This is a genomic window from Rhizobium sp. SJZ105 (assembly GCF_007828365.1).
GTDB lineage: Bacteria > Pseudomonadota > Alphaproteobacteria > Rhizobiales > Rhizobiaceae > Agrobacterium > Agrobacterium tumefaciens.
Window position 1 is genome coordinate 1,749,574 of the sequence record NZ_VIUP01000001.1, and the last position, 24,854, is coordinate 1,774,427.

A 24,854-nucleotide genomic window follows, 5' to 3' on the forward strand; every position below is an offset into this window, starting at 1 on the left:
TAGAATCGCAAGAGGCTAAAAATGATCGTCAATTCCGATCAAACGTCATTCCTGTTCGGGAAGCTGACATGGGAGTCCATCCCGCTTCACGAGCCCATTCTCGTCGCGACCTTCGCGGCAGTGGCTCTGGGCGGCATCGCCGTCGTCGGCGCCCTCACCTATTTCCGGCTGTGGGGTTATCTCTGGAATGAATGGTTCACGAGCATCGATCACAAGAAGATCGGTATCATGTACATCATTCTGGCACTCGTCATGCTGCTGCGCGGTTTCGCAGATGCCATCATGATGCGCGTCCAGCAGGCGATCGCCTCTGGTGGATCGGAAGGCTATCTTCCGCCGCACCATTACGACCAGATTTTCACGGCCCATGGCGTCATCATGATCTTCTTCATGGCCATGCCGATGATCACCGGTCTCATGAACTTCGTCGTGCCGCTGCAAATCGGCGCCCGCGACGTTTCGTTCCCCTTCCTCAACAACTTCTCGTTCTGGATGACCACGGCCGGCGCCGTCATCACCATGATCTCGCTATTCATCGGTGAATATGCGCAGACTGGCTGGCTTGCCTATCCGCCGCTTTCCGGCATTGATGGAAGTCCGGGCGTGGGTGTGGATTATTACATCTGGGGTCTGCAGATCGCCGGTGTGGGCACGACGCTCTCGGGTATCAACCTGATCGTCACGATCATCAAGATGCGCGCACCCGGCATGACCATGATGCGGCTGCCGATCTTCGTCTGGACGTCGCTGTGTTCGAACATCCTGATCGTGGCATCCTTCCCGATCCTGACCGGCACGCTCGCCCTTCTGACCCTTGACCGTTACGTTGGCACGAATTTCTTCACCAACGATCTCGGCGGCAACCCGATGATGTATGTCAACCTCATCTGGATCTGGGGCCATCCCGAAGTTTACATCCTGGTGCTGCCGGCCTTCGGCGTCTTCTCGGAAATCGTCTCGACCTTCTCCAACAAGCGTCTTTTCGGTTACGCCTCGATGGTCTATGCGACGGGTGTCATCACCATCCTCGCCTATATCGTGTGGCTGCACCACTTCTTCACCATGGGTTCCGGCGCAAGCGTCAACGCTTTCTTCGGCATCACCACGATGATCATATCGATCCCGACCGGTGCGAAGATCTTCAACTGGCTCTTCACCATGTACAAGGGCCGCATCAAGTTCGACGTTCCGATGCTGTGGACGATCGGTTTCATGATCACCTTCGTCATCGGCGGCATGACCGGCGTTCTTCTCGCTGTTCCGCCGGCGGACTTCGTGCTCCACAACTCGCTGTTCCTCATCGCCCACTTCCACAACACCATCATCGGTGGCGTGGTGTTCGGTGTGCTTGCGGGTATCGTTTACTGGTTCCCGAAGGCCTTCGGCTACCGCCTCGATCCGTTCTGGGGCAAGCTGTCCTTCTGGTTCTGGTTCATCGGCTTCTACTTCGCCTTCATGCCGCTCTACATTCTCGGCCTGATGGGTGTGACCCGCCGTATCAGCCAGTTCGAAGACAATTCGCTCCAGATCTGGTTCCTGATCGCAGCCTTCGGCGCCTTCCTGATCGCGCTTGGCATCGCTTCCTTCGTCATCCAGCTCATCGTCAGCTTCTTGAAGCGCGATCAGCTCCGTGACGTGACCGGCGATCCCTATCATGGGCGTACGCTGGAGTGGTCGACCTCGTCGCCTCCGCCTGCCTACAACTTCGCTTTCACGCCGGTTGTGCATGACGTCGACGCCTGGGCGGATATGAAGAAGCGCGGTTACGACCGTCCCAAGGAAGGCTTCATACCGATCCATATGCCGAAGAACACCGGTGCGGGCGTAATCATCAGCGCCATCAGCGTCGTGCTTGGCTTTGCCTTGGTGTGGCACATCTGGTGGCTGGCGGCTCTGTCCATGCTCGCAATCATCGCGGTCTCGATCGCCCATACCTTCAACTACAACCGCGAATACTACATTCCTGCCTCCGATGTTTCGACAGTCGAGGCGGAACGTACGAAGCTGCTTGCGGAACAGGCGTAACGAATATGGCTCATACACCTGCACAAAGCGCCGCGGGCGCGGAAACACCGGTCTTCTACCTCAAGGAAGACCACCATCCGGAGAACGGCACCTCGCTGGGCTTCTGGCTCTATCTGATGAGCGACTGCCTCATCTTCGCAACGCTGTTTGCCACCTATGCCGTTGTCGGCCGCAACTACGCGGCCGGCCCTTCGGGCGCAGATCTGTTCGATCTGAAGCTTGTGGCGATCAACACGGCCTTCCTGCTTTTCTCTTCCATCACCTATGGCTTCGCCATGCTGGAAATGGAAAAGCAGAAGGTGAAGACGACGCTGATCTGGCTCGGCATCACCGGTCTCTTCGGTCTCGCCTTCCTCGCCGTGGAACTTTACGAGTTCCATCACCTGATCGAAGAAGGTGCAGGTCCACAGCGTTCAGCGTTCCTTTCCGCCTTCTTCGCGCTGGTTGGTACGCACGGTCTGCACGTCACCTTCGGCGTGATCTGGCTCGTCACACTGATGTTCCAAGTCGCAAAACATGGTCTGATCGCCGCAAACAAGCGTCGCCTGATGTGCCTGTCGATGTTCTGGCACTTCCTTGACGTCATCTGGATCGGCGTCTTCTCCTTCGTTTATCTCATGGGAGTTCTTTGATGAGTTCCGAAGCACACGCACACCACGACGCGCATGGCGACGACCATCATCACCATGATGGCGCCAGCCACGGCACGTTCAAAAGCTATATGATCGGCTTCGTCCTGTCGGTCATCCTCACGGCGATCCCGTTCTGGCTGGTCATGGGCGACGTTCTTGAAAACAAGACGCTGCTGGTCATCGCGATCATGGGTCTCGGCGTCATCCAGATCTTCGTGCACATGATCTATTTCCTGCACATGGACACCAAGTCCGAAGGCGGCTGGACCTTCATGGCGCTGATCTTCACCGTCGTGGTGCTGCTGATCACGCTCTCCGGCTCACTCTGGGTCATGTACAACATGAACAAGAACATGATGCCGCTGCACATCGAGGATGTGAAAAACCTGCCCTGAGCAGCCATAGATCAACGGCCTGCCGGATTTCCGGCAGGCCGCTTTCTGCGCCAGCACACGACCCCGCAGCGCATAACCCCATGAATCGTCGGCGCGATTTATGGGGTTATTTGCTGGAAGACCCGGATGCCGACAGCCGACAGTGTTGCCGCAGCAAACCGCATGGCCTTGCAAGGACTGTGAAACCATGACCGATCCGTCGACAACCGCCCCGCACACGCGACGCATCCGCCCCGCAGCAATCGTCGTCCTGCTTCTGACTATTGTACTGACAGGCTTCCTGCTGGCGCTTGGAACATGGCAGGTTCAACGCCTCTTCTGGAAGCTCGATCTCATCGAACGCGTCGAAGCTCGCGCCCATGCCGCACCTGTGGATGCACCGGCAGCCAGCGAATGGCCGGCCCTTGCCGATCCCGCAGAGTATGAATATCGCCGCGTGAAACTGTCCGGCACCTTCCTCAACGACAAGGAGGTCCAGGTCTATACGGTCAGTGATCTCGGCCCCGGCTACTGGGTGATGACGCCGCTGAGACGCGATGACGGATCGAATATCATCGTCAATCGCGGCTTCGTGCCTTCCGACAAACGCGATCCATCCTCGCGCCGCGAAGGGGAACCAACCGGGCAGGTCGAGATCGTCGGGCTGATGCGCGCGCCAGAAACCGGCGGGCTTTTCCTTCGAACCAACGATCCGGCAAATCGGCGCTGGTACTCCCGCAATATCCCGCAGATATCGCAGGCATCCGGCCTTTCCGGCGTGGCGCCCTTTTATGTCGATGCCGATGCGACGCCCAATCCGGGTGGCCTACCGGTCGGCGGCAAGACCATGCTCACCTTCCCCAACAACCACCTGTCCTACGCCATCACATGGTATATTCTGGCGGCCATGGTAATTGCCGCTGGATGGTACGTGCTGCGCAATCTCAACGCGCCGAAATCGAAACGGGAAGAGGATTGAGCAGCCGGTTTTACCGGATGGTTCATAAAATCACTTCCTTCTTCACGTTTTGCTGATCTATAACGACAGTTCGGCCTGACATTGCCCGTCGGCGCATTTTCGTTTCGGTGAGTTATGGCAAGAGCATTTCTTCTCGTTCTGGATTCCTTCGGTGTCGGCGGTGCGCCTGACGCGGAGCATTATGGCGACCTCGGCGCCAATACGCTCGGTCATATCGCCGAATTCTGCGCGGCAGGTGCTGCCGACAGGCCGGGCCTTCGGGCGGGTCCGCTGAAGCTGCCCAACATGTCTTCGCTTGGTCTTCTGGAGATTGCACGACAAGCAAGCGGCGACATTCCCGCCGGCATGGAGCCGCCGGAGCGTATTTTCGGCCTGCATGGCTCCGCCAGCGAAATATCGAAGGGCAAGGATACGCCCTCAGGCCATTGGGAGATCGCGGGCACGCCCGTCACCTTCGACTGGGGCTACTTCCCGACAGAAGGCGACGCCTTTTCTCCCGAACTGGTGGAAGCCATCTGCACGCAAGCGGATATTCCAGGCATTCTCGGCAATTGCCACGCTTCCGGCACCGAGATCATCGCGACGTTTGGCGAAGAGCATATCAGGAGCGGCAAGCCGATCTGCTACACCTCATCCGATTCCGTGTTCCAGATCGCCGCGCACGAGACCCATTTCGGATTGCAGCGGCTCGTCACGCTCTGCGAGACGGTGCGCAAGCTGCTCGATCCGCTGAATATCGGCCGTGTCATTGCCCGTCCCTTCATCGGCGAGACGGTCGCAACCTTCGAACGCACCGGCAACCGCCGCGATTTCTCCGTTCCGCCGCCCGAACCGACGTTGCTCGACCGCCTTGTGGAGGCTGGCAGGAAAGTGCACGCGATCGGCAAGATCGGCGATATCTATGCCCACAAGGGTGTCTCGCGCGTCATCAAGGCAAATGGCAACAGCGCCCTGATGGATGCAACGCTGCACGCTATTGACGAAGCCGAAAACGGCGATCTTGTCTTCACCAATTTCGTCGATTTCGACATGCTCTACGGCCATCGACGCGATGTTGCCGGTTATGCGGCGGCGCTTGAAGCCTTCGATGCGCGCATTCCGGAAATCCATCGCAAAATGGCGCCCGGCGACATCGCCATTCTTACCGCCGACCATGGTTGCGATCCCACATGGCGGGGCACGGACCATACACGGGAAAGAGTGCCGATCATGGCATTCGGGCCGGGCATCCGCTCCCGCGATGTCGGCATTCGTTCAAGCTACGCCGACATCGGCGAGAGCATCGCCCACCATCTAGGTATCGAGGCCGGTTCGCACGGCAGGAGCTTCATTTGACATCGCATTTGCTGAAAGCGGAAATTCACTGCCACCTGGAAGGTGCGGCACCCCCTGCCCTCGTCGCACAACAGGCTGAGAAATACGGCATAGACACCAGTAGCTTTCTGCGCGACGGCCAGTACGTCTGGTCGGATTTTGCGCAATTCATCCAGTGCTACGATGCGGTGGCGCAGGTGTTCAAGACCGATGAGGACTATGCGGTTCTGACGCAAACCTATCTGACCGAACTTGCCGAGGCCAATACGATCTATAGCGAGCTCATCATCTCGCCCGATCATGGCGACCGCATCGGGCTCGGCGCTGACGCCTATCTCTCCGGTATCGCCGAGGGCATCCGGATCGCGAAAGAAAAGACCGGTATCGAAACCCGCATCATCGTGACCGGCGAGCGGCATTTCGGTCCTGAACGGGTCATCGCGGCGGCTGAATATGCGGCACGGACGAAACACCCGCTGGTGACCGGTTTCAACATGGCGGGCGAGGAGCGCATGGGCCGCGTCGCCGATTATGCACGCGCCTTCGACATTGCCCGCGATGCCGGCCTTGGGCTGACAATCCATGCGGGTGAGGTCTGCGGACCGGAAAGCGTCGTCGATGCGCTCGATCTCGTAAAGCCGTCGCGCATCGGCCATGGCGTGCGCGCCATCGAAGACGCCGCTCTCGTCGATCGGCTGGTTGAGGCGGGAACAGTGCTTGAGGTCTGCCCCGGATCAAATATCGCGCTCAACGTTTATCCCGATTTCGGCAGCCATCCGCTGAGGGCGTTGCACGATGCCGGGGTGCGCGTCTGCATCAGTTCCGACGATCCGCCATTCTTCTTTACCTCGCTTGCCCGGGAATATGCGCTGGCTGCGGATGCTTTTGGTTTCAGCGATGCCGAGATTAACCGCATGACCCGAACCGCACTGGAAGGCGCCTTTGTGGATGAAGTCACACGCGCCCGGCTGCTTGCAAAACTCGATAGCCACTAGGCATCGGTTGGCGGGGTAAAACCGCGAAGAAGGCTTGCGAAAAGCCTGCTTTCGGTGAATTACAGGGGCACAGGATAAAAAAGGAAGGCCAGTTTCATGGACGGCGTTACAGTCATCGAACATCCGCTGGTGCGGCACAAACTTACCATCATGCGCAAGAAGGAAACCTCGACAGCCGGCTTCCGCCGCCTGCTCAGGGAAATCTCGACGCTGCTCTGCTATGAAGTGACGCGCGACCTTGAAATGACCATGGAAACCATCGATACGCCGCTCGAAACCATCGAGGCTCCGGTGCTGGAGGGCAAGAAGCTGGTTTTCGCCTCCATCCTGCGTGCCGGCAACGGCCTTCTGGAAGGCATGCTCGAACTCGTGCCTTCGGCGCGTGTTGCGCATATCGGTGTGTATCGCGATCACGATACGCTGGAGGCGGTCGAATATTACTTCAAGGCTCCTGAAAGCCTCGATGCCCGCCTTATCATCGTCGTCGATCCAATGCTGGCGACCGGCAATTCCTCCATCGCTGCGGTTGAAAAGCTGAAAGAGCGGGGCGCGAAGAACATCCGCTTCCTGTGTCTGCTGGCTGCACCCGAAGGCATCAAGAATTTCCGTGAAGCGCATCCCGACGTGCCGATCTATACTGCCGCAATCGACAAGCAGCTGAATGAAAAGGGTTACATCGTTCCCGGCCTCGGCGATGCGGGCGACCGCATGTACGGCACGAAATAACACCGTTCATCATCGCTTAACCGTTTGAGCCATTCGCCGACCAATAAGCGGCGAATGGCTTTTTCTTTTAAGATTTCAGCACGTTTTGCGTCTATTCTGCATAGGGATAACCCTGCCTTCTCAGGAGCGACGACTTGCTGGCGCGTACGATTTTTCTGCTTATCGGTCTTTCGGTCAGCGCCACGCAGATTCCGGCGCTGGTGGAAAAATTTCAGCCGCGCCCGGAAGCCAAGGTGGAAAAAGCGGAAGTCAAATCGGAAGCCGTCAAACCGGAACCCGTTTCGCTTGGTGGCGTCAATCTGAAAGCGGACGCACGCGGCCACTTCAACGCCGCCTTCCGTATCAACGGCAAATCTTTCGACGGGCTTGTCGATACCGGCGCCTCCATGGTTGCCATCAATGAGACGATCGCCCGGCGGCTCGGTTTCGGCGTCAACAGCCTCGATTTCAAATATCCGATCTCAACCGCCAACGGCCAGACCATGGCGGCCTATCTGAAGCTCGACCGGGTGGAAATCGGCACGATCCGCGTTCAGAATGTCGACGCCATGGTGCTGAAAGATAATGCGTTGAGCAACATGCTTGTTGGCATGAGCTTCCTGAAACAACTATCGTCATTCAAGGTATCGGGTGGCGAAATGAGGCTGGTCAGGTAATTCGCTCGAGGACCACAGTGCTGGTTTCCATCGCAGTGTCAGCAACCCCATAGCAGGCCGTAATCCTTTTGACGGCAAGTTCCGCTTCTTGCTTAGAGGCCGCATGGACGCAGGCGATTGGTTCGCCTTTTTCCACTTTTGTGCCGAGCGGCAGGATATCGGAGATTCCAACCGAAGGATCGATCTTGTCTGACGGCATTCTTCTGCCGCCGCCAAGCTCGACAACGACCATGCCGAGATCGCGCGTCGCACAGGATGCCAGCCAGCCGCTGCGCTCAGCCGAAACCGGGAGAATAACCGGCGTCGATGGCAGGTAACGCGATGGATGATCGACAAAGTCCGCAGGCCCGCCAAGTGCCGCGACCATTTTCGCAAAGACTTCCATGGCACGCCCGGAGGAAAGGGCGGCCTCAGCCAGCGCCTCGCCTTCATCCAGAGTGGCCGCGCTGCCCGCTTGCACCAGCATTTCCGCAGCGAAGGCAAGAACCACCTTTTCGAGACGTGTTCCCGCCTTGCGGCCAGCCAGAAAGTCCAGGCAATTGACGATTTCGACCGCATTGCCTGCGGCATCGCCAAGCGGCTGGTTCATGTCGGTTATAAGAGCCGTCGTCGGCAGGCCTGCGCCATTTGCCACATCGACCAGCGCGACGGCGAGATTACGGGCATCCTCCACACTCTGCATGAAAGCGCCGTTGCCGACCTTCACATCCAGAACCAGCGTCTGAAGTCCGGCCGCAAGCTTCTTAGACAGAATGGAGGCGGTGATCAACGGGATGGAATCCACCGTCGCGGTCACGTCCCTGATAGCATAGAGGCGCTTGTCTGCGGGGGCGAGATCGCCCGTCTGGCCGATGATGGCACAGCCGACCGTCTTGACCGTCCGGCGGAACAGGGCTTCGTCCGGCATCACATCGTAACCGGGGATCGCTTCCAGCTTGTCTAGCGTGCCGCCGGTATGGCCAAGACCCCTGCCGGAAATCATCGGCACCGCAAGACCGCAGGCGGCAACGATCGGGGCGAGCATCAGGGAGACGTTGTCGCCGACGCCGCCGGTCGAGTGCTTGTCCGCCACCGGCCTGCCAATATCGTTCCAGGACAGGACATCGCCGCTGTCGCGCATGGCGAGTGTCAGCGCCACCATCTCGTCGCGGTTCATACCCCGGAAAAATACCGCCATGGCAAAGGCAGCGGCCTGGCCTTCCGATATGCCGTCCTTGGACAGCGCCTCGATAAAAGCGGCAATCTCCTGCGGCGCAAGAGACAGGCCATCACGTTTGCGGCGGATGATTTCCTGCGGGATCAAGCTCAATACCCGCTGGCGGCCTTGGCCGGTTCGCCACCGGCCAGCACGTTCAGGACATCATCGAGAACGCCGGAAGCGCCGAAGCGGAACGTGGACGGCATGGCCCAGTCGGGCGCCATGATGGTTTCCGCCAGCCGCAGATAAAGCGTGGCGTCTTCCACCGTGCCGACACCGCCGGCAGGCTTGAAGCCCACCTTCTGCCTGCTATCGCGGATCGCCTGCAACATGATATCGGCGGCTTCCAGCGTGGCGTTGATGGCGACCTTGCCTGTTGAGGTCTTGATGAAATCGGCCCCTTCGGCAATGGCGAGTTCGGAAGCACGACGAATGAGAGACTTGTCCTTCAGCTCGCCGGTTTCGAGAATGACCTTGAGAAGAACGGGTGCGACGCAGACCTTGCGTACGGCAGCCACCATCTCGGAAACAGCCGTTTCATCGCCTGCTATGAACTTACGATAGGGGATGACCAGATCGATTTCGTCGGCACCGTCGCGGATAGCCGCCTCGGTCTCCGCCACCACGGTCGCAACATCCAGATCGCCCGAAGGAAAATTGACGACCGTGGCGATACGGATCGCATGGTCTTTTCCGAAAGCGGCACGCGCCTGGGCGACGAAACGCGGCCAGATGCAGATCGCGGCCGTATTGCCGTATTCGGTATGAGCCCTCTGGCACAAAGCAGCAATCTGCTCGGGCGTGCAGTCTTCTTTGAGGTTGGTCAGGTCCAGCAAGGATAGTGTCAGGGCAGCCGCTTCGCGCGGACGCTGGAGTTCCATGGTCACGCTCCTCCTGCGATCATTTCTTTCAAGATGGCGGCAAGCCTCTTGCCGCCTACCGGGGCCATGTCCTTGGTTTCCTCATGGCTCAGTTCAGCGCCAGTCATGCCGGCACCGTAATTGGTAATAACCGATGCGGCGGCAACGCGCATCCCGAAAAAGCGGGCGAGGATGACTTCCGGCACGGTGGACATGCCGACGGCATCCGCACCCAGCAGCCGCGCCATGCGGATTTCCGCCGGCGTTTCGAAGCTCGGGCCGGAAAACCACATATAGACGCCGCCGAACAAGGGCACCGTCGCGCGGATCGCGGCATTACGCATCGCGAGCATCAGGTCCGGATCATAAGCCGTGGTCATGCCGACGAAGCGGTTGTCGCTCTCTTCGCCAATCAGCGGGTTCATGCCGGAATAATTGATATGATCGGTGATCTGCATGACCGAGCCGGGCGGTATGTCCTGCCTGACCGAGCCTGCCGAATTGGTGAGGATGAGCGACTGCACGCCAAGACCAGCGAGCGCCTCAATGACCGCGCGCATGGCGGCCGGATCGCCTTTTTCGTAATAGTGCACCCGGCCGGACAGCATCATCACCGGCTCGCCACCGAGATAACCGGCCACCAACTCGCCCGCATGGCCAGAAACGCCGCTTGCAGGGAAACCGGGAAGTTCGGCGTAGGGCACGCGGATCGCATCGCTGACCTCGTCCACCAGCGACCCCAGGCCTGAGCCCAGCACGATGGCGATGCGCGGCATCAGGCCATTCAGACGCTCCACCAGAATATCGATCAGCGTATCCGGCATCAGGGCAGCTCGGTCTTGAAGCTGAAGGGCAAAAGTTCATCCATGGTCATGACCTTCTGAACACCAGTTTCGTCACAGAGATAGACCTTGGTGTCTGGCGAGGCGAATTCGGCGATCTTCTGCCGGCAGCCGCCGCAGGGCGGGCAAAGAGCAAGCTTTTCCGCGATGACGGCGATCTCGCTTATCTTCTTTGCTCCACCCATGATCATGGCGCTGATGGCCGAAGGCTCGGCGCACCAGCCTTGTGGGAAGGAGAGGTTCTCGATATTGGCGCCCTTGTAGATCTTACCGTCTTCAGCGCGGATTGCCGCACCGACAGGGAATTTCGAATAGGGCGCATGGGCAAAGGCCATGGCCTCCACCGCTGCCTCGAACAACTGATGGGACATTGGTTCACGGGACATGGATTTAACGCTCCTTCGCATAGGCAACGCCACCGGCCTTGGGGGGCTTGGCGACGCCGATGAAACCGGCAAGCAGGATGCAGGTCAGAATATAGGGCATGGCCTGGAAAATCTGCACCGGCACTTCACCGATACCCGGCACGGATTTGCCCTGCATGAAGTTGGCGAAAGCATCCAGGAAACCGAAGAGCAGGCATGCGAACATGACCGGCACCGGCTTCCATTTGGCGAAGATCAGCGCGGCGAGTGCGATATAGCCCTTGCCGGCCGACATGTTGGCGATGAAGGCCGCCGATTGCGCAACGGCGAGATAGGCGCCCGAAAAACCGCAGAGGAAGCCGGCAACTATGACGGCGCGGTAACGCATCCATGTCACCGAAATGCCCGCCGTATCGACCGCGCCCGGATTTTCACCCACCGCGCGCAGGCGAAGGCCGAAACGGGTGCGGTAAAGCACCCACCAGGACAGCGGCACCGCCAGAAAGGCGAGATAGGTCAGGATGTTGTTGCCGGAAATGACATTGGCGTAGAGCGGGCCGATGAAAGGCACTTCGCGCATCGCATCCGCACCGGGCAGGATGATCGGTGCGAAACGGCCTTCGCCCGGCAATTGCGGTGTGCGCCCGCCCTGCCCAAACCACGCCTGCCCCAGAACCACCGTCAGACCGGCGGCAATGAAGTTGAGCGCCACGCCCGAAACGATCTGGTTGCCGCGATTTGTGATGACGGCAAAGCCGTGGATCAGCGAAAACAGGATGGAGACGGCAATGCCCGCAAGCAGGCCGGCCCAGGGATTTGCGGTGAGATAGGCGACACAAGCCGAAGCAAAGGCTGCGGCCAGCATCTTGCCTTCAAGGCCGATATCGAACACGCCCGCGCGTTCGGAAAACAGCCCGGCAAGCGCCGTGAACAGAAGCGGGATGGTGAGACGGACGGTCGAGCCGAGAATGCTGACCAGCATATCGAAGAAATCCATATCAGCTCACCCCTTTGCCAAGCGCTGGTAGATGCGGACGATCGCCGGCCGGTACATGTATTCGAGCGCGCCGGCAAACAGGATAACCAGACCCTGGATGACGACGATCATCTCACGGGTAATATTCGGCATCTCGAAAGAGAGGTCTGCACCACCCTGATAGAGAATGCCGAACAGCAGCGCCGAAAACAGGATGCCGAGCGGGTGGCTTCGCCCCATCAGCGAGACGGCGATGCCGACGAAACCCGCACCGCCGACAAATTCCACCTGCAGGCGGGCGGAAGCGCCCATGACCGGGTTCAGCGCCATCATACCTGCCAGACCGCCGGAAATGAGCATGGCAATGATGACGGTGCGCGCATAGGGAATGCCGGCATAGACGGCGGCCGAGGGGCTGACGCCGAGCGTGCGCATCTCATAACCGAGCTTGGTGCGCCAGATCAGCACCCAGACGAGAAAACACATGACCAGTGCGATGATGAAGGAGACGTTGAACGGCGCCGGCCCGAGCTTCAGGCCGAACAGCGCCATCAGCCAGTCGAGCTTCGGCAATTGCCCACCTGGCAGAAAGGTGCGCGTTTCCGGCGCCATCTTGCCCGGCACGATCAGCACGTTCACCAGCAGATATACCATCAACGCCGCAGCGATGAAGTTGAACATGATGGTGGTTATGACGACGTGGCTACCGCGTTTTGCCTGCAGCCATGCCGGAATAAACGCCCAGGCCGCGCCGAAAACCGCAGCGCCGATGATGGCGAAGGGCATCGTCACATACCACGGCACATAACGGTCGAGCGCCAGCGCCACCAGCGCCGCGCCCAGTCCGCCAATATAGGCCTGACCTTCAGAGCCGATGTTGAACAGACCGGCATGGAAGGCGACCGCCACAGAGAGGCCGGTGAAGATGAAACTCGTCGTATAAAACAGCGTGAAGCCGATGGCATCGCCACGACCTAGCGCACCTTCGATGAGCAGGCGAAGCGCCGCGAGCGGATTTTCACCGATCGACCAGACGACGAGGCCGGAAATCAGAAATGCGGTAACTACATTTAAAAACGGCAGGAGGCCGTAGGTGATCCAGTTTGGCAGGGGTACGGAAGCGGTGCTCATTCATGCCTCATGCGGCGATGCCGGCCATCATCAGGCCCAGCGTCTGTTCTTCGGCTTCCGCCGTTTTTTCTCCAACGACACGCCCGGCGAACATGACCATGATCCGGTCCGAAAGGGAACGGATTTCATCGAGTTCAACCGAAACCAGCAAGATCGCCTTGCCGGCATCGCGCATTTCGATGATGCGGCGATGGATGAATTCGATGGCGCCGATATCCACACCGCGGGTCGGCTGGCCGATGATCAGCATCTTGGGGTCACGCTCGATTTCGCGGGCGACGACGATCTTCTGCTGGTTGCCGCCGGAAAAATTAGCGGTCTTCAGCTGCGGGTTCGGCGGGCGGATATCGTATTTCTCGATCTTTTCGACCGCATCCTTGCGGATGGCCTCGGGGTTGAGGAAAGGGCCTTTGCCGTATCGCTCGTCATGGTGATAGCCGAGGATGGAATTTTCATATTCCTCGAATTTCAGCACCAGCCCCATATGGTGCCGGTCTTCCGGAATATGTGCGAGACCGAGTTCGCGCAGAATGGACGGATCGGGCCGATCAACCTTCTGCCCGGCCACCCATATCTCGCCCGAGTAAGGCTTGCGGATGCCTGCGATCGCTTCGAGGAGCTCAGACTGGCCATTGCCGGCCACACCGGCGATGCCGACGATTTCACCGGCGCGGACATCCAGCGAGACATCGTCGACCATGGTGACGCCGCGGCTGTCCTTGACGGTCAGATTACGGATGGAAAGGAGAACCTCGCCCGGCGTCGTCTCGCCTTTTTCCACCCGTAGCAGCACGCGACGGCCGACCATCAGTTCGGCCAGTTCCTCAACGCTGGTTTCGGAGGTTTTGCGGGTCGCCACCATTTCGCCGCGGCGCATGACGGAGACGGAATCCGTGATCGCCATGATCTCGCGCAGCTTGTGGGTGATGAGGATGACGGTTTTGCCCTGCTCACGCAGGACACCGAGGATCTTAAAAAGATGATCGGCTTCCGCAGGCGTGAGAACGCCGGTCGGCTCATCGAGGATCAGGATTTCGGCGCCACGATACATGGCTTTCAGGATTTCGACGCGCTGTTGCAGGCCGACCGGCAGTTCCTCGATCACAGCATCCGGATCGACTTCCAGCCCGTAGTCGTCTTCAAGGCGCTTCAACTCCTTGCGCGCAGCAGCCCTCCCCTTGGCAAGCGATGCGCCGCCTTCCGCACCCAGCATGACGTTTTCCAGCACGGTGAAATTTTCCACCAGCATGAAATGCTGATGGACCATGCCGATGCCCGCACTGATCGCAGCCTGGCTGTCGCGGATCGATACCGGCGCGCCGTTTACCCGGATTTCACCGGCATCAGCCTGGTAAAAACCGTAGAGGATCGACATCAGGGTCGATTTTCCGGCACCGTTTTCCCCGATGATGCCGTGGATCGTACCCTTGGCAACGGTCAGGTTGATATTCTTATTGGCGTGAACGGCACCGAATTTTTTATCGATGCCCACGAGTTCGATTGCTGGGTCCATACTCAAACCGAAACCTCTCCGAAGGCTGGATATGAAAAGGGCGCAAGGTGAAAAATCACCATGCGCCCCAGACACATATCATATCATTTCGGGCAGGAATTGTCCGCCATATAGTCATGAACCTTGATGGTGCCGGCAATGATGTCGGCCTTCGCCTTGTCCACGGCGGCGGTCATTTCCGGCGTGATCAGGGCCTTGTTGTTGTCGTCGAGAGCATAGGCAACGCCGTCTTCCTTGACGCCGAGAGCAACGATGCCGGGGGTGAACTTGTCGTCCTTGGCATCCTTGTAGGCGTTGTAGACGGCCAGATCGACGCGCTTGACCATCGAGGTCAGAACCGAGCCGGGGTGCAGGTGGTTCTGGTTGGAATCGACGCCGATCGAGAATTTCTTGTTGTCGGCAGCGGTCTGCAACACGCCGATACCGGTCGCACCAGCTGCCGCGTAGATCACGTCAGCGCCCTGGTCGATCTGGTTCTTGGTCAGTTCGCCACCGCGCACCGGATCGTTCCAGGCCGCACCGGTGGTGCCGGTCATGTTCTGGAAGACTTCGATCTTGTCGTTGGCAGCCTTGGCGCCCTGCGCATAACCACAGGCGAATTTACGGATCAGCGGAATATCCATGCCGCCGATGAAGCCGACCTTACCGGTCTTGGAGGCCATGCCTGCCAGAAGACCGACGAGATAAGAGCCTTCGTGCTCCTTGTAGACGACCGAGCGGACATTCGGCAGCTCGACGACGGAATCGACGATGACGAACTTGGTGTCAGGGAATTCGGCTGCAACCTTTTCCATGGCCGACGTCCAGGCGAAGGACACGGCAACAACCGGGTTAAAGCCCTTGCTGGCGAAGTTGCGGATAGCCTGCTCACCCTGCGTATCGCTGGTCGGTTCAAAATCGCGGAACTCGATGCCCGTTTCTGCCTTGAACTTTTCAGCGCCAGCCGCGGCGGCTTCGTTGAACGACTTGTCGAACTTGCCGCCCGTACCATAAACCAATGCCGGCTTGATATCGGCAGCAAGCGCGGAAGCCGACATGGCGGCGAGCGCAAAAAGCGTCAGAAGGGATTTTTTCATTGTGCAGCCCTGTTGTTGCAATTGATATTTTAAGGGTCCTCCCGCAAACCCGTTGACCGGGAATGTCTGCGGAACCGCCAGCCGTTATCCCGGCTGTGCTTGGCTCATATCCTTGCATGGCTCAATGAAAAATTCATCCGGTTTTTTTGACCCGGTGGAAAAACTTTATTCTGGCGTTTTTTTGGTCTTTCCACCTGGGCAACGTGCAAAAAATCTAGCCGATATTGCAGCTTACGCCGGTTCCCCTGAGGCCGCAGTAGCCGCCCGGATTCTTGGCAAGATATTGCTGGTGATAGTCTTCCGCGTAATAAAATGTTTCAAGCGGTCCAATTTCGGTGGTGATGGCGCGGCCATGCCCCGCCTCGTCCAAAGCCTGCTGAAAAGTGTCGCGCGCCTTCTGCGCCTGCTGCAACTGGCCTTCGGTATTGGCATAGATGGCGGAACGATAGGTCGTGCCGACGTCGTTGCCCTGCCGCATCCCTTGAGTCGGATCATGCTCCTCGAAGAATATCTTGAGCAGCCCTGACAGCGAGATGACGGCCGGATCGTAGACGACCTTAACCACTTCGGCGTGGCCCGTCTGGCCCGTCGTCGTCTCCTGATAGGTGGGATTGCGGGTAAAACCGCCGGCATAACCCACCGCCGTCACCCACACACCCGGCGTCTGCCAGAACAGGCGCTCCGCACCCCAGAAGCAACCCATACCCAGATAGATGATTTCCAAACCATCGGGATAAGGCCCCTTCAAGGGCCGGCCATTGACGAAATGGGTCTCGGGCACGGCAAGCGCCTCTTCACGGCCGGGCAAAGCCGTCTCTTCGGTCGGCATCGTCGTTTTTTTTGAAAGCGTATCGAAAAGGAACATTCGGTCCTCCGTGCGGCCGATTATGCCGCTTCTCAGGGTTCACATCTGCGGGGCGCGCGCGCTGTCAGTTGATAAATTCAGACTGACGAACGCCTCATCACTTTGCGCTTCCTGTAACCGGCCATCCAGCAAAGCAGGGATAGCGCGAGGAAAAAAGCAAATGCCGGCAGTCCCGACAGGGCATTTTCAATGAAGCGCCACGCTTCAGGGTGAATATAGTGAGCCAAGGCCGTTTCCACCATGGTGCGCGAGGCAGGAAGAAGATAGTTCCAGACGGACAGGATGCCGGTGATATTGACCGAGGATGTGGAAACCGAGCGGATCGAATCGAGTACGCCAAGAAAAACAGCTGCAATGAGAAGAAGAAAGCTCAAAAACCGCAAAAAAGCTTTCATCAGGATACCTCGGTTGCGGCCCGTCGTTTCGACAGCCATGTTTTGAAAGATATATTGCATCGATAAAGGCGGGAAAACCGGTTTGCAATCGCATCGGAAGGCAGGAAATTGCCGACAATTCAAAAAACTGTCAGATTCGTGTTGATCCCAGCGAATTCATCGGTATATATCGCGCCGTTCCAGTGATTTGCATTCCTCAAAACATGCAGATTTGAAAAAAGGACAGGTGGCCGAGTGGTTTAAGGCGCACGCCTGGAACGCGTGTGTGCGTGAAAGCGTACCGTGGGTTCGAATCCCACCCTGTCCGCCATTTCACCTCACCTCAATGACTTTATAAACGCGCCTCCGCATCGCCATGACCGTGGCAGTCAAAGTCACGTTTTTGCCCTTCTGCAAGCCTTGATGGCTATGCTTCTGCACAGACAGGGGTTTCATCCGCTTTTTTGCAGCGCTTCACCCTCTCTTGCGCCTTGCAGCAGGAAAAATCGCTCCTTATATACGCCGCATAACAGCAGCGAATACTGCAAATCCAAGTCAAGGAGTTGTCCATGGAATGCCTCACGGGGTTCCGACAGCTCGCTTCAAGGAGAGAAGAGCATGGCAAAAGTAATCGGTATCGACCTTGGCACAACCAATTCCTGCGTTGCAGTGATGGACGGCAAGGACACGAAAGTTATTGAAAACGCGGAAGGCGCGCGCACTACGCCATCCATGGTGGCATTTTCCGACGATGGCGAACGCCTTGTCGGCCAGCCGGCCAAGCGCCAGGCGGTCACCAACCCGACCAACACCCTGTTTGCGGTCAAGCGCCTCATCGGTCGCCGTTATGAAGACCCGACCGTCGAAAAGGACAAGGCTCTCGTTCCCTTTGAAATCGTCAAGGGCGACAATGGCGACGCATGGGTGAAGGCTCAGGACAAGAACTATTCCCCTTCGCAGATTTCCGCGATGATCCTTCAGAAGATGAAGGAAACGGCTGAATCCTATCTCGGCGAAAAGGTCGAGAAGGCCGTCATCACCGTTCCGGCATACTTTAACGACGCCCAGCGCCAGGCCACCAAGGATGCCGGCCGCATCGCCGGTCTGGACGTCCTGCGCATCATAAACGAGCCGACGGCAGCAGCCCTCGCTTACGGCCTCGACAAGAAGGACGGCAAGACCATCGCCGTTTACGACCTTGGCGGCGGCACCTTCGATATTTCCGTTCTGGAAATCGGCGACGGCGTTTTCGAAGTGAAGTCCACCAACGGCGATACCTTCCTCGGCGGTGAAGACTTCGACATGCGTCTGGTCGAATATCTGGCCGGCGAGTTCAAGAAGGATCAGGGCATCGACCTGAAGAACGACAAGCTCGCTCTGCAGCGCCTCAAGGAAGCTGCCGAAAAGGCCAAGATCGAACTTTCGTCCTCGCAGCAGACCGAAATCAACCTGCCGTTCATTACGGCTGATGCTTCCGGTCCGAAGCACCTGACGCTGAAGCTGACCCGCGCCAAGTTCGAAAGCCTGGTGGACGATCTGGTGCAGCGCACCGTCGCCCCTTGCAAGGCTGCCCTCAAGGATGCCGGCGTTACCGCTGCCGAGATCGATGAAGTCGTTCTCGTTGGTGGCATGAGCCGCATGCCGAAGGTACAGGAAGTCGTCAAGCAGCTGTTCGGCAAGGAGCCGCACAAGGGCGTGAACCCTGATGAAGTGGTTGCCATGGGCGCCGCCATTCAGGCCGGCGTTCTGCAGGGCGACGTCAAGGACGTTCTGCTTCTCGACGTGACGCCGCTGTCGCTCGGCATCGAAACGCTGGGTGGCGTCTTCACCCGTCTGATCGATCGCAACACGACGATCCCGACGAAGAAGAGCCAGACCTTCTCGACCGCCGAAGACAGCCAGTCGGCCGTGACGATCCGCGTCTCGCAGGGCGAGCGCGAAATGGCACAGGATAATAAGCTGCTCGGCCAGTTCGACCTCGTCGGCCTGCCGCCGGCACCCCGCGGCGTTCCGCAGATCGAAGTGACCTTCGATATCGACGCCAACGGCATCGTGCAGGTTTCGGCGAAAGACAAGGGCACCGGCAAGGAACAGCAGATCCGTATCCAGGCTTCCGGTGGTCTTTCCGACGCCGACATCGAGAAGATGGTCAAGGACGCTGAAGCCAATGCCGAAGCCGACAAGAAGCGTCGTGCGGGTGTCGAAGCCAAGAACCAAGCCGAAAGCCTCGTTCACTCCACCGAGAAATCGGTGAAGGAATATGGCGACAAGGTTTCCGAAACCGACCGCAAGGCTATCGAAGACGCCATTGCCAGCCTGAAGACGGCCGTTGAGGCTTCCGAACCGGATGCCGACGACATTCAGGCAAAGACCCAGACCCTCATGGAAGTTTCCATGAAGCTCGGTCAGGCCATCTACGAAGCGCAGCAGGCTGAAGCCGGCGCTAACGGAGAAGGCGGCAAGGACGACGTCGTCGACGCCGACTATGAGGAAATCAAGGACGACAAGAAGTCCGCATAATCGCGTGACTTCCCGTCTCCTGTCGATACATGCAAGACATCCGGCTGCCGAAGTGCAGCCGGAAATCCATTTGCGAGGCTTGTTATCTTAATGGCGAAAGCAGACTTTTACGAAACACTCGGCGTCAGCAAGACCGCGGACGAAAAAGAGCTGAAAAGCGCCTTCCGCAAACTCGCGATGAAATACCATCCGGACAAGAACCCGGATGATGCTGATTCCGAACGGAAGTTCAAGGAAATCAACGAAGCCTATGAAACGCTGAAGGACCCGCAAAAACGCGCGGCCTATGACCGTTTTGGCCACGCCGCCTTTGAAAATGGCGGCATGGGCGGCGGTGGTATGGGCGGCGGCGGTTTCGCCAATGGCGGCTTCTCGGATATCTTCGAAGACATCTTCGGCGAGATGATGGGCGGCGGACGCGCACGCCGCTCTTCCGGCGGTCGCGAGCGCGGCGCCGACCTTCGCTACAACATGGAAATCACGCTGGAAGAAGCCTTTGCCGGCAAGACGGCGCAGATCAGGGTTCCAACCTCGATAACCTGCGATGTCTGTTCCGGTTCCGGCGCAAAACCCGGCACGCAACCCAAAACCTGCGGCACCTGTCAGGGTTCCGGTCGCGTGCGCGCAGCCCAGGGCTTCTTCTCGGTAGAACGCACCTGCCCCACCTGCCACGGGCGCGGACAGACGATTTCCGATCCGTGCAGCAAGTGCCACGGCCAGGGCCGCGTGACGGAAGAGCGTTCGCTTTCGGTCAACATTCCCTCGGGTATCGAGGATGGCACCCGCATTCGCCTGCAGGGCGAAGGCGAAGCCGGTATGCGTGGCGGCCCGGCGGGTGATCTCTACATCTTCCTGTCCGTGCGTCCCCATGAGTTCTTCCAGCGCGACGGCGCCGATCTCTATTGCACCGTGCCGATCTCCATGACGACGGCCGCTCTTGGCGGCACCTTCGATGTGACGACGCTCGACGGCACGAAGTCTCGCGTCACGGTTCCGGAAGGCACCCAGCCAGGCAAGCAGTTCCGCCTGAAGGGTAAGGGCATGCCGGTGCTGCGTTCGGCGCAGACTGGCGATCTCTACATCCAGATCCAGATCGAGACACCGCAAAAGCTCAGCAAGCGCCAGCGCGAGCTGTTGCAGGAGTTCGAGCAACTCTCGTCCCAGGAGAATAATCCGGAATCGACCGGCTTCTTTGCCCGGATGAAGGAATTCTTCGACGGCTGATCTGCGGCCGTTACCCACCAAAAAAAAGCGCCGCCGTCTTTCGGGACTGGCGGCGTTTTTCGTTGATATCAGCCAGTAAAACCGCCCGCATCAAGATATTGCCGTTCCTCCGGCGTCGTTTCCCGCAGCAATATGTCGTTGCGATGCGGAAAGCGGCCAAAACGCGCGACGATATCGCGATGCTCTTCGGCATGGTGGAGATAAAGCCCGCCAAGCGGCCGGTTGAGCGTGCAGGCACGCTCCTGATCCTCGATGCTTTCCGAATGGGAAAAGGGCAGATAGAAAAAGACCCGCAAATCCTCGGTCACCGCCTGATCGTGGCCGCGACGGATGGCCTCGCTGGCGAACATGCGTGCCAGCGGATCGGTCGCATACATATGCGCTGTCTCGCGAAAGCAGTTACGCGGGAACTGATCCAGCAGAAGCATCAGCGCGAGGCTGCTTTCCGCACCGTCCAGCCAGCCATCCAATTCGCGCCTTGCAGCGGCAAAATGGGCATCGCGGAAACGGTCATGAAAGTGATCGTCGAAGGCGGCGTCCTTGTCGAACCATTTGTCCGGTCCTGCCTTCTTCCAGAAATCCACAATTTCGGCGGCAAGTGCGGCTGTATCGCTCGTCATGGGGTCTTCCTCATCAATAATGCGGCGGCCGGGTAATTGCGGGCGCGTCCAGCGACTGCTCCTCGAGGCTCAGGAACCTTTCCGTCAACCGGTCGAGCTTGGCGCGGGTCTGTTCCACCACCTTCCACTGTTCCGTCAGCTGGTCGGACAGTTCCTCTATAGTCTTGGCCTGATGCGCGATCGTTTCCTCAAGCGCAATGATCCGTTTTTCGGTTTCCGACGTCATATCGACCTCTCTTTCCCACCCTTCCTTGGCCCTAAAAAGCTTCAAGTCAACCATATGCCGCTTCGGTGAACCAGATTCCTCACAGCGATCCCATCAACGCAGAAACGCCGGCGACATTTCCATCACCGGCGTTCCGAATATTTCGAGACCTGCTCAATCTTCTTCTACGAAAACCTCTTCGCGCTTTTTCTTCACGCTGGGCAGGAAGACGATGATCAGCACGGCCAGAGCAATAAACAGCAGGGTAGCGCTGATCGGTCGGCTGACGAAGGTCGTCGGATCGCCACGTGACAGGATCATGGCGCGTCGCAGGTTTTCCTCCAGCAGCGGCCCAAGCACGAAGCCCAGCAGCAGCGGCGCCGGCTCGCAGCGCAGCTTCACGAGCACATAACCAATGAAGCCGAAGAAGGCGACGGCGTAGAGATCGAAGACGTTGGAATTAACGCTGTAAACCCCGATGGCGCAGAAGGCCATGATGATGGGGAAAAGCACGTAATAAGGCACCGTCAGCAGCTTCACCCAAAGCCCGATCAGGGGCAGGTTGAGGATGACGAGCATCAGATTGCCAATCCACATCGAGGCGATGATGCCCCAGAACAGCGCCGGCTGCTCGGTCGCAACGTTCGGACCGGGCACGATGCCCTGAATGATCATCGCACCGATCATCAGCGCCATCACCGGGTTTGCGGGAATGCCGAGCGTCAGAAGCGGGATGAACGAGGTCTGGGCACCGGCATTATTGGCGGATTCCGGACCGGCAACACCGGCGACCGCACCGTGTCCAAACTCCTCAGGATGCTTGGAGACGCGTTTCTCGACGGTGTAGGATGCGAAGGCAGCGAGAATTGCACCGCCGCCGGGCAGGATGCCCAGTGCCGAACCGATGACCGTACCGCGCAGCACCGGGCCGACCATGGCCTTGAAGTCTTCCTTTGACGGCATCAGGCTGCTGACCTTGGCGATCAGCACCGAGCGCGTGCGCTCGTTTTCGAGATTGCGCAGGATTTCGGCGATACCGAATACGCCCACGGCCACCGCAACGAAATTCAGCCCATCGGCATATTCACGGATGCCGAGAGTGAAGCGCGGCGCGCCGCTGTAGATATCCGTACCGACCAGACCAAGCAGCAGGCCAAGCACGACCATGGCCAGCGCCTTGACGATGGAACCATGGGCAAGCGCGATGGATGAGACGAGGCCGACGACCATCAGCGAGAAATATTCCGCCGCGCCGAATTCCAGCGCAATCGCCGTCAAAGGCGGCGCAAAGACTGCCACGAGAAAGGTGGAAACCGTGCCGGCGAAAAACGAGCCGATCGCGGCAATCGCAAGTGCGGCACCCGCCTTGCCCTTGCGCGCCATCTGGTAGCCGTCAATGGCGGTAACGGCGGATGAGGATTCCCCCGGCATGTTGATGAGAATCGCCGTGGTGGAGCCGCCATATTGCGCGCCGTAATAGATGCCTGCGAGCATGATGAGCGATGAGACGGGCTCAAGCTGAAAGGTGATCGGCAACAGCATGGCGATGGTTGCGGTTGCGCCGATGCCCGGCAGCACGCCAATCAGCGTGCCGAGCAGCACGCCAATCAGGCAGAAAAACAGGTTTGCCAGCGACGTGGCCGTGACGAAACCGAGAGCAAGATTATCAAGCAATTCCATTGCGGCACCTCAAAATTTAAGCCAGGGGCCGAAGCGCTGGAATGGCAGGCCGAGACCATAATTGAACACAGCAACGGAAAAGACCGTGATGGCGGCGGAAATAATGACGGCCATGAGCGGGCTCATCTTGTGCGAGGCGAAGGCTGCGATAAGGGCGCTGAAAAAAAGCGCCGGTACGAAACCAAGCCCCCGGACCGTGAAACCGAAAAAGATCGGCGCGGGCAGGATGAAAAAAATCCCCCGCCAGGCGATTGCACCGAGGGCATCGCCCTGCACGCGGGTGGCGCGAATGAATATTACCCCACCAAGCAGGATCAGCACGATTGCCAGAACAAGCGGAAAATAACCCGGCCCCATGCGGAAGGCGGTTCCGATATCCAGCCCGAAAGACTGCAACGCGAAAAAAGCGCCAAAACCGATGAAAATTGCCCCACAGGCTGCCTCGGCAGGGTCAATGAAAAACGACTTCATGAAAGATGCCCCTCCACTGCGGCCGGCTACACACCGTTCCGCGCGTTAAATTGACGGCAAGAAGCCGGCGGCAGGGTGCCGCCGGCAATTGCTTCAACCATCAGTCGGCATATTGGCCGGCGCCCTCGATCACAGGCTTCCAGCGGGCGATTTCGCTTTCAAGCTTAGTCTTGAGCGCTGCGGGCGTCGCATCGGCTTCCGGGGAAGGCGTGGTGCCGAGTTCGGCAAAACGGGCCGCTACGTTCTTGTCCTTCAGCGCGACCTGCAGCGACTTGGAGAGCTTTTCGTTGATCTCGGCCGGTGTACCCTTCGGCGTGTAGATACCGTGCCAGATACCCACCTCAAGCTTCGGCAGGCCCGATTCGGCAACTGTCGGTACGTCCGGCAGCACGTCGAGCCGTTTGGCCGAGGTTACGGCATAGGCTTTAACGGTCCCGCCCTGGATTTGCTTGGTGGTGTTGGTGGTCTGGTCGCACATGATATCGACCTGTCCGCCGAGCAGGTCAGTCATTGCCGGGCCTGTGCCCTTGTAGGGAACAGTGACCAACGGTGTCTCGATCGCGCTCATGAACAACATGCCGCAAAGATGCGAAGCAGCACCGATGCCGGCATTGGCAACGGTGACCTTGTCCTTGTTCGCCTTGGCGTAGTCGATCAGACCCTTGAGATCCTTGGTCTCGAGCGTCTTGCGCGACAGAATGGTCATCGGCACTTCCGTGACCAGACCGATATATTCGAAAGCGTTCAGGGTATCATAGGCGAGCTTGCGATAAAGCGTGGCGCTCGTCGCCATGCCGATGTGATGCAGCAGAACGGTGTAACCGTCTGGATCCGACGCCGCCACGCGGCCAGCGCCCAGCGTGCCACCAGCGCCGCCGACATTTTCGACGATGATCTGCTGGCCGAGATCCTTCGACATGGATTCAGCGACAAGACGCGCGACCGTATCTGTCGGGCCGCCGGCGGCAAAGGGCACGACCATGGTGATGTTGCGCTCGGGGTAGTTCTGAGCGGATGCAGAAAGCGCAAAAAGGGAAACGGCAGCGGCGGCAGCAAGGCCGGTAACTGTCTTCAGTATTTTCATCGATTCCTCCCGGATGAAAATGTTCGCCACTTCAGCCGCGCATGCTCCTCCATGGCGACCGGGGTGAGCCATTTGCGATCCGGGATTGCCGTTCAGCAACGGCGGTCTTGCGGCAAGGCGCGCTTTTATCGCCATCATGGGCAGCAATG

At 58.8% G+C, this 24,854-nt stretch carries 25 protein-coding genes, 1 tRNA gene and 1 pseudogene; 11 read left to right on the plus strand and 16 right to left on the minus strand.

Annotation, left to right across the window (positions count from 1 at the left end):
• Window positions 1-21 precede the first annotated feature (21 nt).
• From cyoB to cyoD, 3 genes are read left to right on the plus strand one after another with little or no spacing between them, the layout of a single operon-like run.
• Window positions 22-2,025, plus strand: coding sequence for a cytochrome o ubiquinol oxidase subunit I (cyoB, locus tag FB593_RS08860; RefSeq protein ID WP_003514419.1), 2,004 nt, complete (start codon window positions 22-24; stop codon window positions 2,023-2,025).
• Between the two features lie 5 nt (window positions 2,026-2,030).
• Window positions 2,031-2,657, plus strand: a complete 627-nt coding sequence (cyoC, locus tag FB593_RS08865; RefSeq protein ID WP_003514417.1) for a cytochrome o ubiquinol oxidase subunit III — start codon at window positions 2,031-2,033, stop codon at window positions 2,655-2,657.
• Window positions 2,657-3,052: a cytochrome o ubiquinol oxidase subunit IV gene (cyoD, locus tag FB593_RS08870; RefSeq protein WP_003514416.1), complete on the plus strand. Its 396-nt coding sequence runs from the start codon at window positions 2,657-2,659 to the stop codon at window positions 3,050-3,052. The genes cyoC and cyoD overlap by 1 nt, the downstream gene beginning before the upstream one ends.
• On the opposite strand, the pseudogene FB593_RS28050 reads toward cyoD, so the two are convergent.
• Window positions 2,988-3,149: pseudogene (locus tag FB593_RS28050) on the minus strand (twin-arginine translocation signal domain-containing protein); the annotation flags it as partial. The gene cyoD and the pseudogene FB593_RS28050 overlap by 65 nt on opposite strands.
• Window positions 3,150-3,239: 90 nt before the next feature.
• On the opposite strand from FB593_RS28050, the gene FB593_RS08880 reads away from it, so the two are divergent.
• The 5 genes from FB593_RS08880 to FB593_RS08900 all read left to right on the plus strand — a co-directional run bounded on the left by FB593_RS08880 (window position 3,240) and on the right by FB593_RS08900 (window position 7,701).
• Window positions 3,240-4,010 (plus strand): SURF1 family protein, encoded by a 771-nt coding sequence (locus tag FB593_RS08880; RefSeq protein ID WP_035251978.1) that lies wholly within the window; start codon window positions 3,240-3,242, stop codon window positions 4,008-4,010.
• A gap of 114 nt (window positions 4,011-4,124) precedes the next feature.
• The gene (locus FB593_RS08885; RefSeq protein WP_111804240.1) at window positions 4,125-5,345 is read left to right on the plus strand and encodes a phosphopentomutase; all 1,221 of its coding nucleotides are present in this window, start codon (window positions 4,125-4,127) and stop codon (window positions 5,343-5,345) included.
• A complete protein-coding gene (locus FB593_RS08890) occupies window positions 5,342-6,319 on the plus strand; it encodes an adenosine deaminase (protein ID WP_145166468.1) in 978 nt (325 codons plus the stop codon). The genes FB593_RS08885 and FB593_RS08890 overlap by 4 nt, the downstream gene beginning before the upstream one ends.
• Window positions 6,320-6,415: 96 nt before the next feature.
• On the plus strand, window positions 6,416-7,045 hold the full coding sequence (gene upp / locus FB593_RS08895; RefSeq protein WP_003493096.1) for a uracil phosphoribosyltransferase: 630 nt from the start codon (window positions 6,416-6,418) through the stop codon (window positions 7,043-7,045).
• A gap of 134 nt (window positions 7,046-7,179) precedes the next feature.
• On the plus strand, window positions 7,180-7,701 hold the full coding sequence (locus FB593_RS08900) for a TIGR02281 family clan AA aspartic protease (RefSeq protein WP_013635250.1): 522 nt from the start codon (window positions 7,180-7,182) through the stop codon (window positions 7,699-7,701).
• On the opposite strand, the gene deoA is transcribed toward FB593_RS08900, so the two are convergent.
• The 10 genes from deoA to FB593_RS08950 form a co-directional block, all read right to left on the minus strand.
• A complete protein-coding gene (gene deoA, locus FB593_RS08905) occupies window positions 7,694-9,010 on the minus strand; it encodes a thymidine phosphorylase (RefSeq protein WP_145166469.1) in 1,317 nt (438 codons plus the stop codon). The two genes, FB593_RS08900 and deoA, sit on opposite strands and share 8 nt — an antisense overlap.
• A complete protein-coding gene (gene deoC, locus FB593_RS08910; RefSeq protein WP_145166470.1) occupies window positions 9,007-9,780 on the minus strand; it encodes a deoxyribose-phosphate aldolase in 774 nt (257 codons plus the stop codon). Before deoC ends, deoA begins: the two co-directional genes overlap by 4 nt.
• A gap of 2 nt (window positions 9,781-9,782) precedes the next feature.
• On the minus strand, window positions 9,783-10,583 hold the full coding sequence (locus FB593_RS08915) for a purine-nucleoside phosphorylase (RefSeq protein ID WP_003514406.1): 801 nt from the start codon (window positions 10,581-10,583) through the stop codon (window positions 9,783-9,785).
• The gene (locus tag FB593_RS08920; protein ID WP_019564546.1) at window positions 10,583-10,972 is read right to left on the minus strand and encodes a cytidine deaminase; all 390 of its coding nucleotides are present in this window, start codon (window positions 10,970-10,972) and stop codon (window positions 10,583-10,585) included. The genes FB593_RS08915 and FB593_RS08920 overlap by 1 nt, the downstream gene beginning before the upstream one ends.
• A gap of 19 nt (window positions 10,973-10,991) precedes the next feature.
• Window positions 10,992-11,963, minus strand: coding sequence for an ABC transporter permease (locus FB593_RS08925; RefSeq protein ID WP_003514401.1), 972 nt, complete (start codon window positions 11,961-11,963; stop codon window positions 10,992-10,994).
• Window positions 11,964-11,969: 6 nt separating this feature from the next.
• Entirely contained in the window at window positions 11,970-13,073 is a 1,104-nt protein-coding gene (locus tag FB593_RS08930) for an ABC transporter permease (protein ID WP_003514397.1), read from the minus strand.
• A 7-nt stretch (window positions 13,074-13,080) separates the two neighbouring features.
• Entirely contained in the window at window positions 13,081-14,586 is a 1,506-nt protein-coding gene (locus FB593_RS08935) for an ABC transporter ATP-binding protein (protein ID WP_003514394.1), read from the minus strand.
• Between the two features lie 83 nt (window positions 14,587-14,669).
• Complete coding sequence (locus tag FB593_RS08940; RefSeq protein WP_003514392.1) at window positions 14,670-15,662, minus strand: BMP family lipoprotein; 993 nt, start codon at window positions 15,660-15,662, stop codon at window positions 14,670-14,672.
• 214 nt (window positions 15,663-15,876) lie between these two features.
• Window positions 15,877-16,527 (minus strand): peptide-methionine (S)-S-oxide reductase MsrA, encoded by a 651-nt coding sequence (msrA, locus tag FB593_RS08945; RefSeq protein ID WP_065659749.1) that lies wholly within the window; start codon window positions 16,525-16,527, stop codon window positions 15,877-15,879.
• Window positions 16,528-16,604: 77 nt separating this feature from the next.
• Window positions 16,605-16,922, minus strand: a complete 318-nt coding sequence (locus tag FB593_RS08950; RefSeq protein WP_013635245.1) for a hypothetical protein — start codon at window positions 16,920-16,922, stop codon at window positions 16,605-16,607.
• 220 nt (window positions 16,923-17,142) lie between these two features.
• Here FB593_RS08950 and FB593_RS08955 point away from each other — a divergent pair.
• From FB593_RS08955 to dnaJ, 3 genes are all read left to right on the plus strand, one after another.
• A tRNA-Ser gene (locus FB593_RS08955) sits at window positions 17,143-17,232 on the plus strand.
• Window positions 17,233-17,519: 287 nt separating this feature from the next.
• A complete protein-coding gene (dnaK, locus tag FB593_RS08960) occupies window positions 17,520-19,421 on the plus strand; it encodes a molecular chaperone DnaK (protein ID WP_003514373.1) in 1,902 nt (633 codons plus the stop codon).
• 90 nt (window positions 19,422-19,511) lie between these two features.
• On the plus strand, window positions 19,512-20,645 hold the full coding sequence (dnaJ, locus tag FB593_RS08965; protein WP_003514371.1) for a molecular chaperone DnaJ: 1,134 nt from the start codon (window positions 19,512-19,514) through the stop codon (window positions 20,643-20,645).
• A gap of 68 nt (window positions 20,646-20,713) precedes the next feature.
• On the opposite strand, the gene FB593_RS08970 is transcribed toward dnaJ, so the two are convergent.
• The 5 genes from FB593_RS08970 to FB593_RS08990 form a co-directional block, all read right to left on the minus strand.
• Window positions 20,714-21,265 carry a DUF924 family protein gene (locus FB593_RS08970; protein ID WP_145166471.1) on the minus strand — a complete coding sequence of 184 codons (552 nt, stop codon included), beginning with the start codon at window positions 21,263-21,265 and terminating at the stop codon, window positions 20,714-20,716.
• Between the two features lie 13 nt (window positions 21,266-21,278).
• On the minus strand, window positions 21,279-21,491 hold the full coding sequence (locus FB593_RS08975; RefSeq protein ID WP_013635242.1) for a SlyX family protein: 213 nt from the start codon (window positions 21,489-21,491) through the stop codon (window positions 21,279-21,281).
• Window positions 21,492-21,644: 153 nt separating this feature from the next.
• On the minus strand, window positions 21,645-23,150 hold the full coding sequence (locus FB593_RS08980; RefSeq protein WP_003514356.1) for a tripartite tricarboxylate transporter permease: 1,506 nt from the start codon (window positions 23,148-23,150) through the stop codon (window positions 21,645-21,647).
• Between the two features lie 9 nt (window positions 23,151-23,159).
• The gene (locus tag FB593_RS08985) at window positions 23,160-23,621 is read right to left on the minus strand and encodes a tripartite tricarboxylate transporter TctB family protein (RefSeq protein WP_003514354.1); all 462 of its coding nucleotides are present in this window, start codon (window positions 23,619-23,621) and stop codon (window positions 23,160-23,162) included.
• A gap of 100 nt (window positions 23,622-23,721) precedes the next feature.
• A complete protein-coding gene (locus tag FB593_RS08990; protein ID WP_145166472.1) occupies window positions 23,722-24,705 on the minus strand; it encodes a tripartite tricarboxylate transporter substrate-binding protein in 984 nt (327 codons plus the stop codon).
• Between the last annotated feature and the right edge of the window lie 149 nt (window positions 24,706-24,854).

Coding starts and splice junctions, on each gene's coding strand:
- FB593_RS08925 (WP_003514401.1), bottom strand. CDS start 11,963: ATGGATTTCTTCGATATGCTGGTCAGCATTCTCGGCTCGACCGTCCGT.
- cyoD (WP_003514416.1), top strand. CDS start 2,657: ATGAGTTCCGAAGCACACGCACACCACGACGCGCATGGCGACGACCAT.
- FB593_RS08990 (WP_145166472.1), bottom strand. CDS start 24,705: ATGAAAATACTGAAGACAGTTACCGGCCTTGCTGCCGCCGCTGCCGTT.
- FB593_RS08970 (WP_145166471.1), bottom strand. CDS start 21,265: ATGACGAGCGATACAGCCGCACTTGCCGCCGAAATTGTGGATTTCTGG.
- FB593_RS08985 (WP_003514354.1), bottom strand. CDS start 23,621: ATGAAGTCGTTTTTCATTGACCCTGCCGAGGCAGCCTGTGGGGCAATT.
- deoC (WP_145166470.1), bottom strand. CDS start 9,780: ATGGAACTCCAGCGTCCGCGCGAAGCGGCTGCCCTGACACTATCCTTG.
- cyoB (WP_003514419.1), top strand. CDS start 22: ATGATCGTCAATTCCGATCAAACGTCATTCCTGTTCGGGAAGCTGACA.
- FB593_RS08950 (WP_013635245.1), bottom strand. CDS start 16,922: ATGAAAGCTTTTTTGCGGTTTTTGAGCTTTCTTCTTCTCATTGCAGCT.
- FB593_RS08935 (WP_003514394.1), bottom strand. CDS start 14,586: ATGGACCCAGCAATCGAACTCGTGGGCATCGATAAAAAATTCGGTGCC.
- FB593_RS08880 (WP_035251978.1), top strand. CDS start 3,240: ATGACCGATCCGTCGACAACCGCCCCGCACACGCGACGCATCCGCCCC.
- FB593_RS08980 (WP_003514356.1), bottom strand. CDS start 23,150: ATGGAATTGCTTGATAATCTTGCTCTCGGTTTCGTCACGGCCACGTCG.
- FB593_RS08975 (WP_013635242.1), bottom strand. CDS start 21,491: ATGACGTCGGAAACCGAAAAACGGATCATTGCGCTTGAGGAAACGATC.
- FB593_RS08920 (WP_019564546.1), bottom strand. CDS start 10,972: ATGTCCCATCAGTTGTTCGAGGCAGCGGTGGAGGCCATGGCCTTTGCC.
- FB593_RS08930 (WP_003514397.1), bottom strand. CDS start 13,073: ATGAGCACCGCTTCCGTACCCCTGCCAAACTGGATCACCTACGGCCTC.
- cyoC (WP_003514417.1), top strand. CDS start 2,031: ATGGCTCATACACCTGCACAAAGCGCCGCGGGCGCGGAAACACCGGTC.
- msrA (WP_065659749.1), bottom strand. CDS start 16,527: ATGTTCCTTTTCGATACGCTTTCAAAAAAAACGACGATGCCGACCGAA.
- dnaJ (WP_003514371.1), top strand. CDS start 19,512: ATGGCGAAAGCAGACTTTTACGAAACACTCGGCGTCAGCAAGACCGCG.
- FB593_RS08940 (WP_003514392.1), bottom strand. CDS start 15,662: ATGAAAAAATCCCTTCTGACGCTTTTTGCGCTCGCCGCCATGTCGGCT.
- FB593_RS08885 (WP_111804240.1), top strand. CDS start 4,125: ATGGCAAGAGCATTTCTTCTCGTTCTGGATTCCTTCGGTGTCGGCGGT.
- dnaK (WP_003514373.1), top strand. CDS start 17,520: ATGGCAAAAGTAATCGGTATCGACCTTGGCACAACCAATTCCTGCGTT.
- upp (WP_003493096.1), top strand. CDS start 6,416: ATGGACGGCGTTACAGTCATCGAACATCCGCTGGTGCGGCACAAACTT.
- FB593_RS08915 (WP_003514406.1), bottom strand. CDS start 10,583: ATGCCGGATACGCTGATCGATATTCTGGTGGAGCGTCTGAATGGCCTG.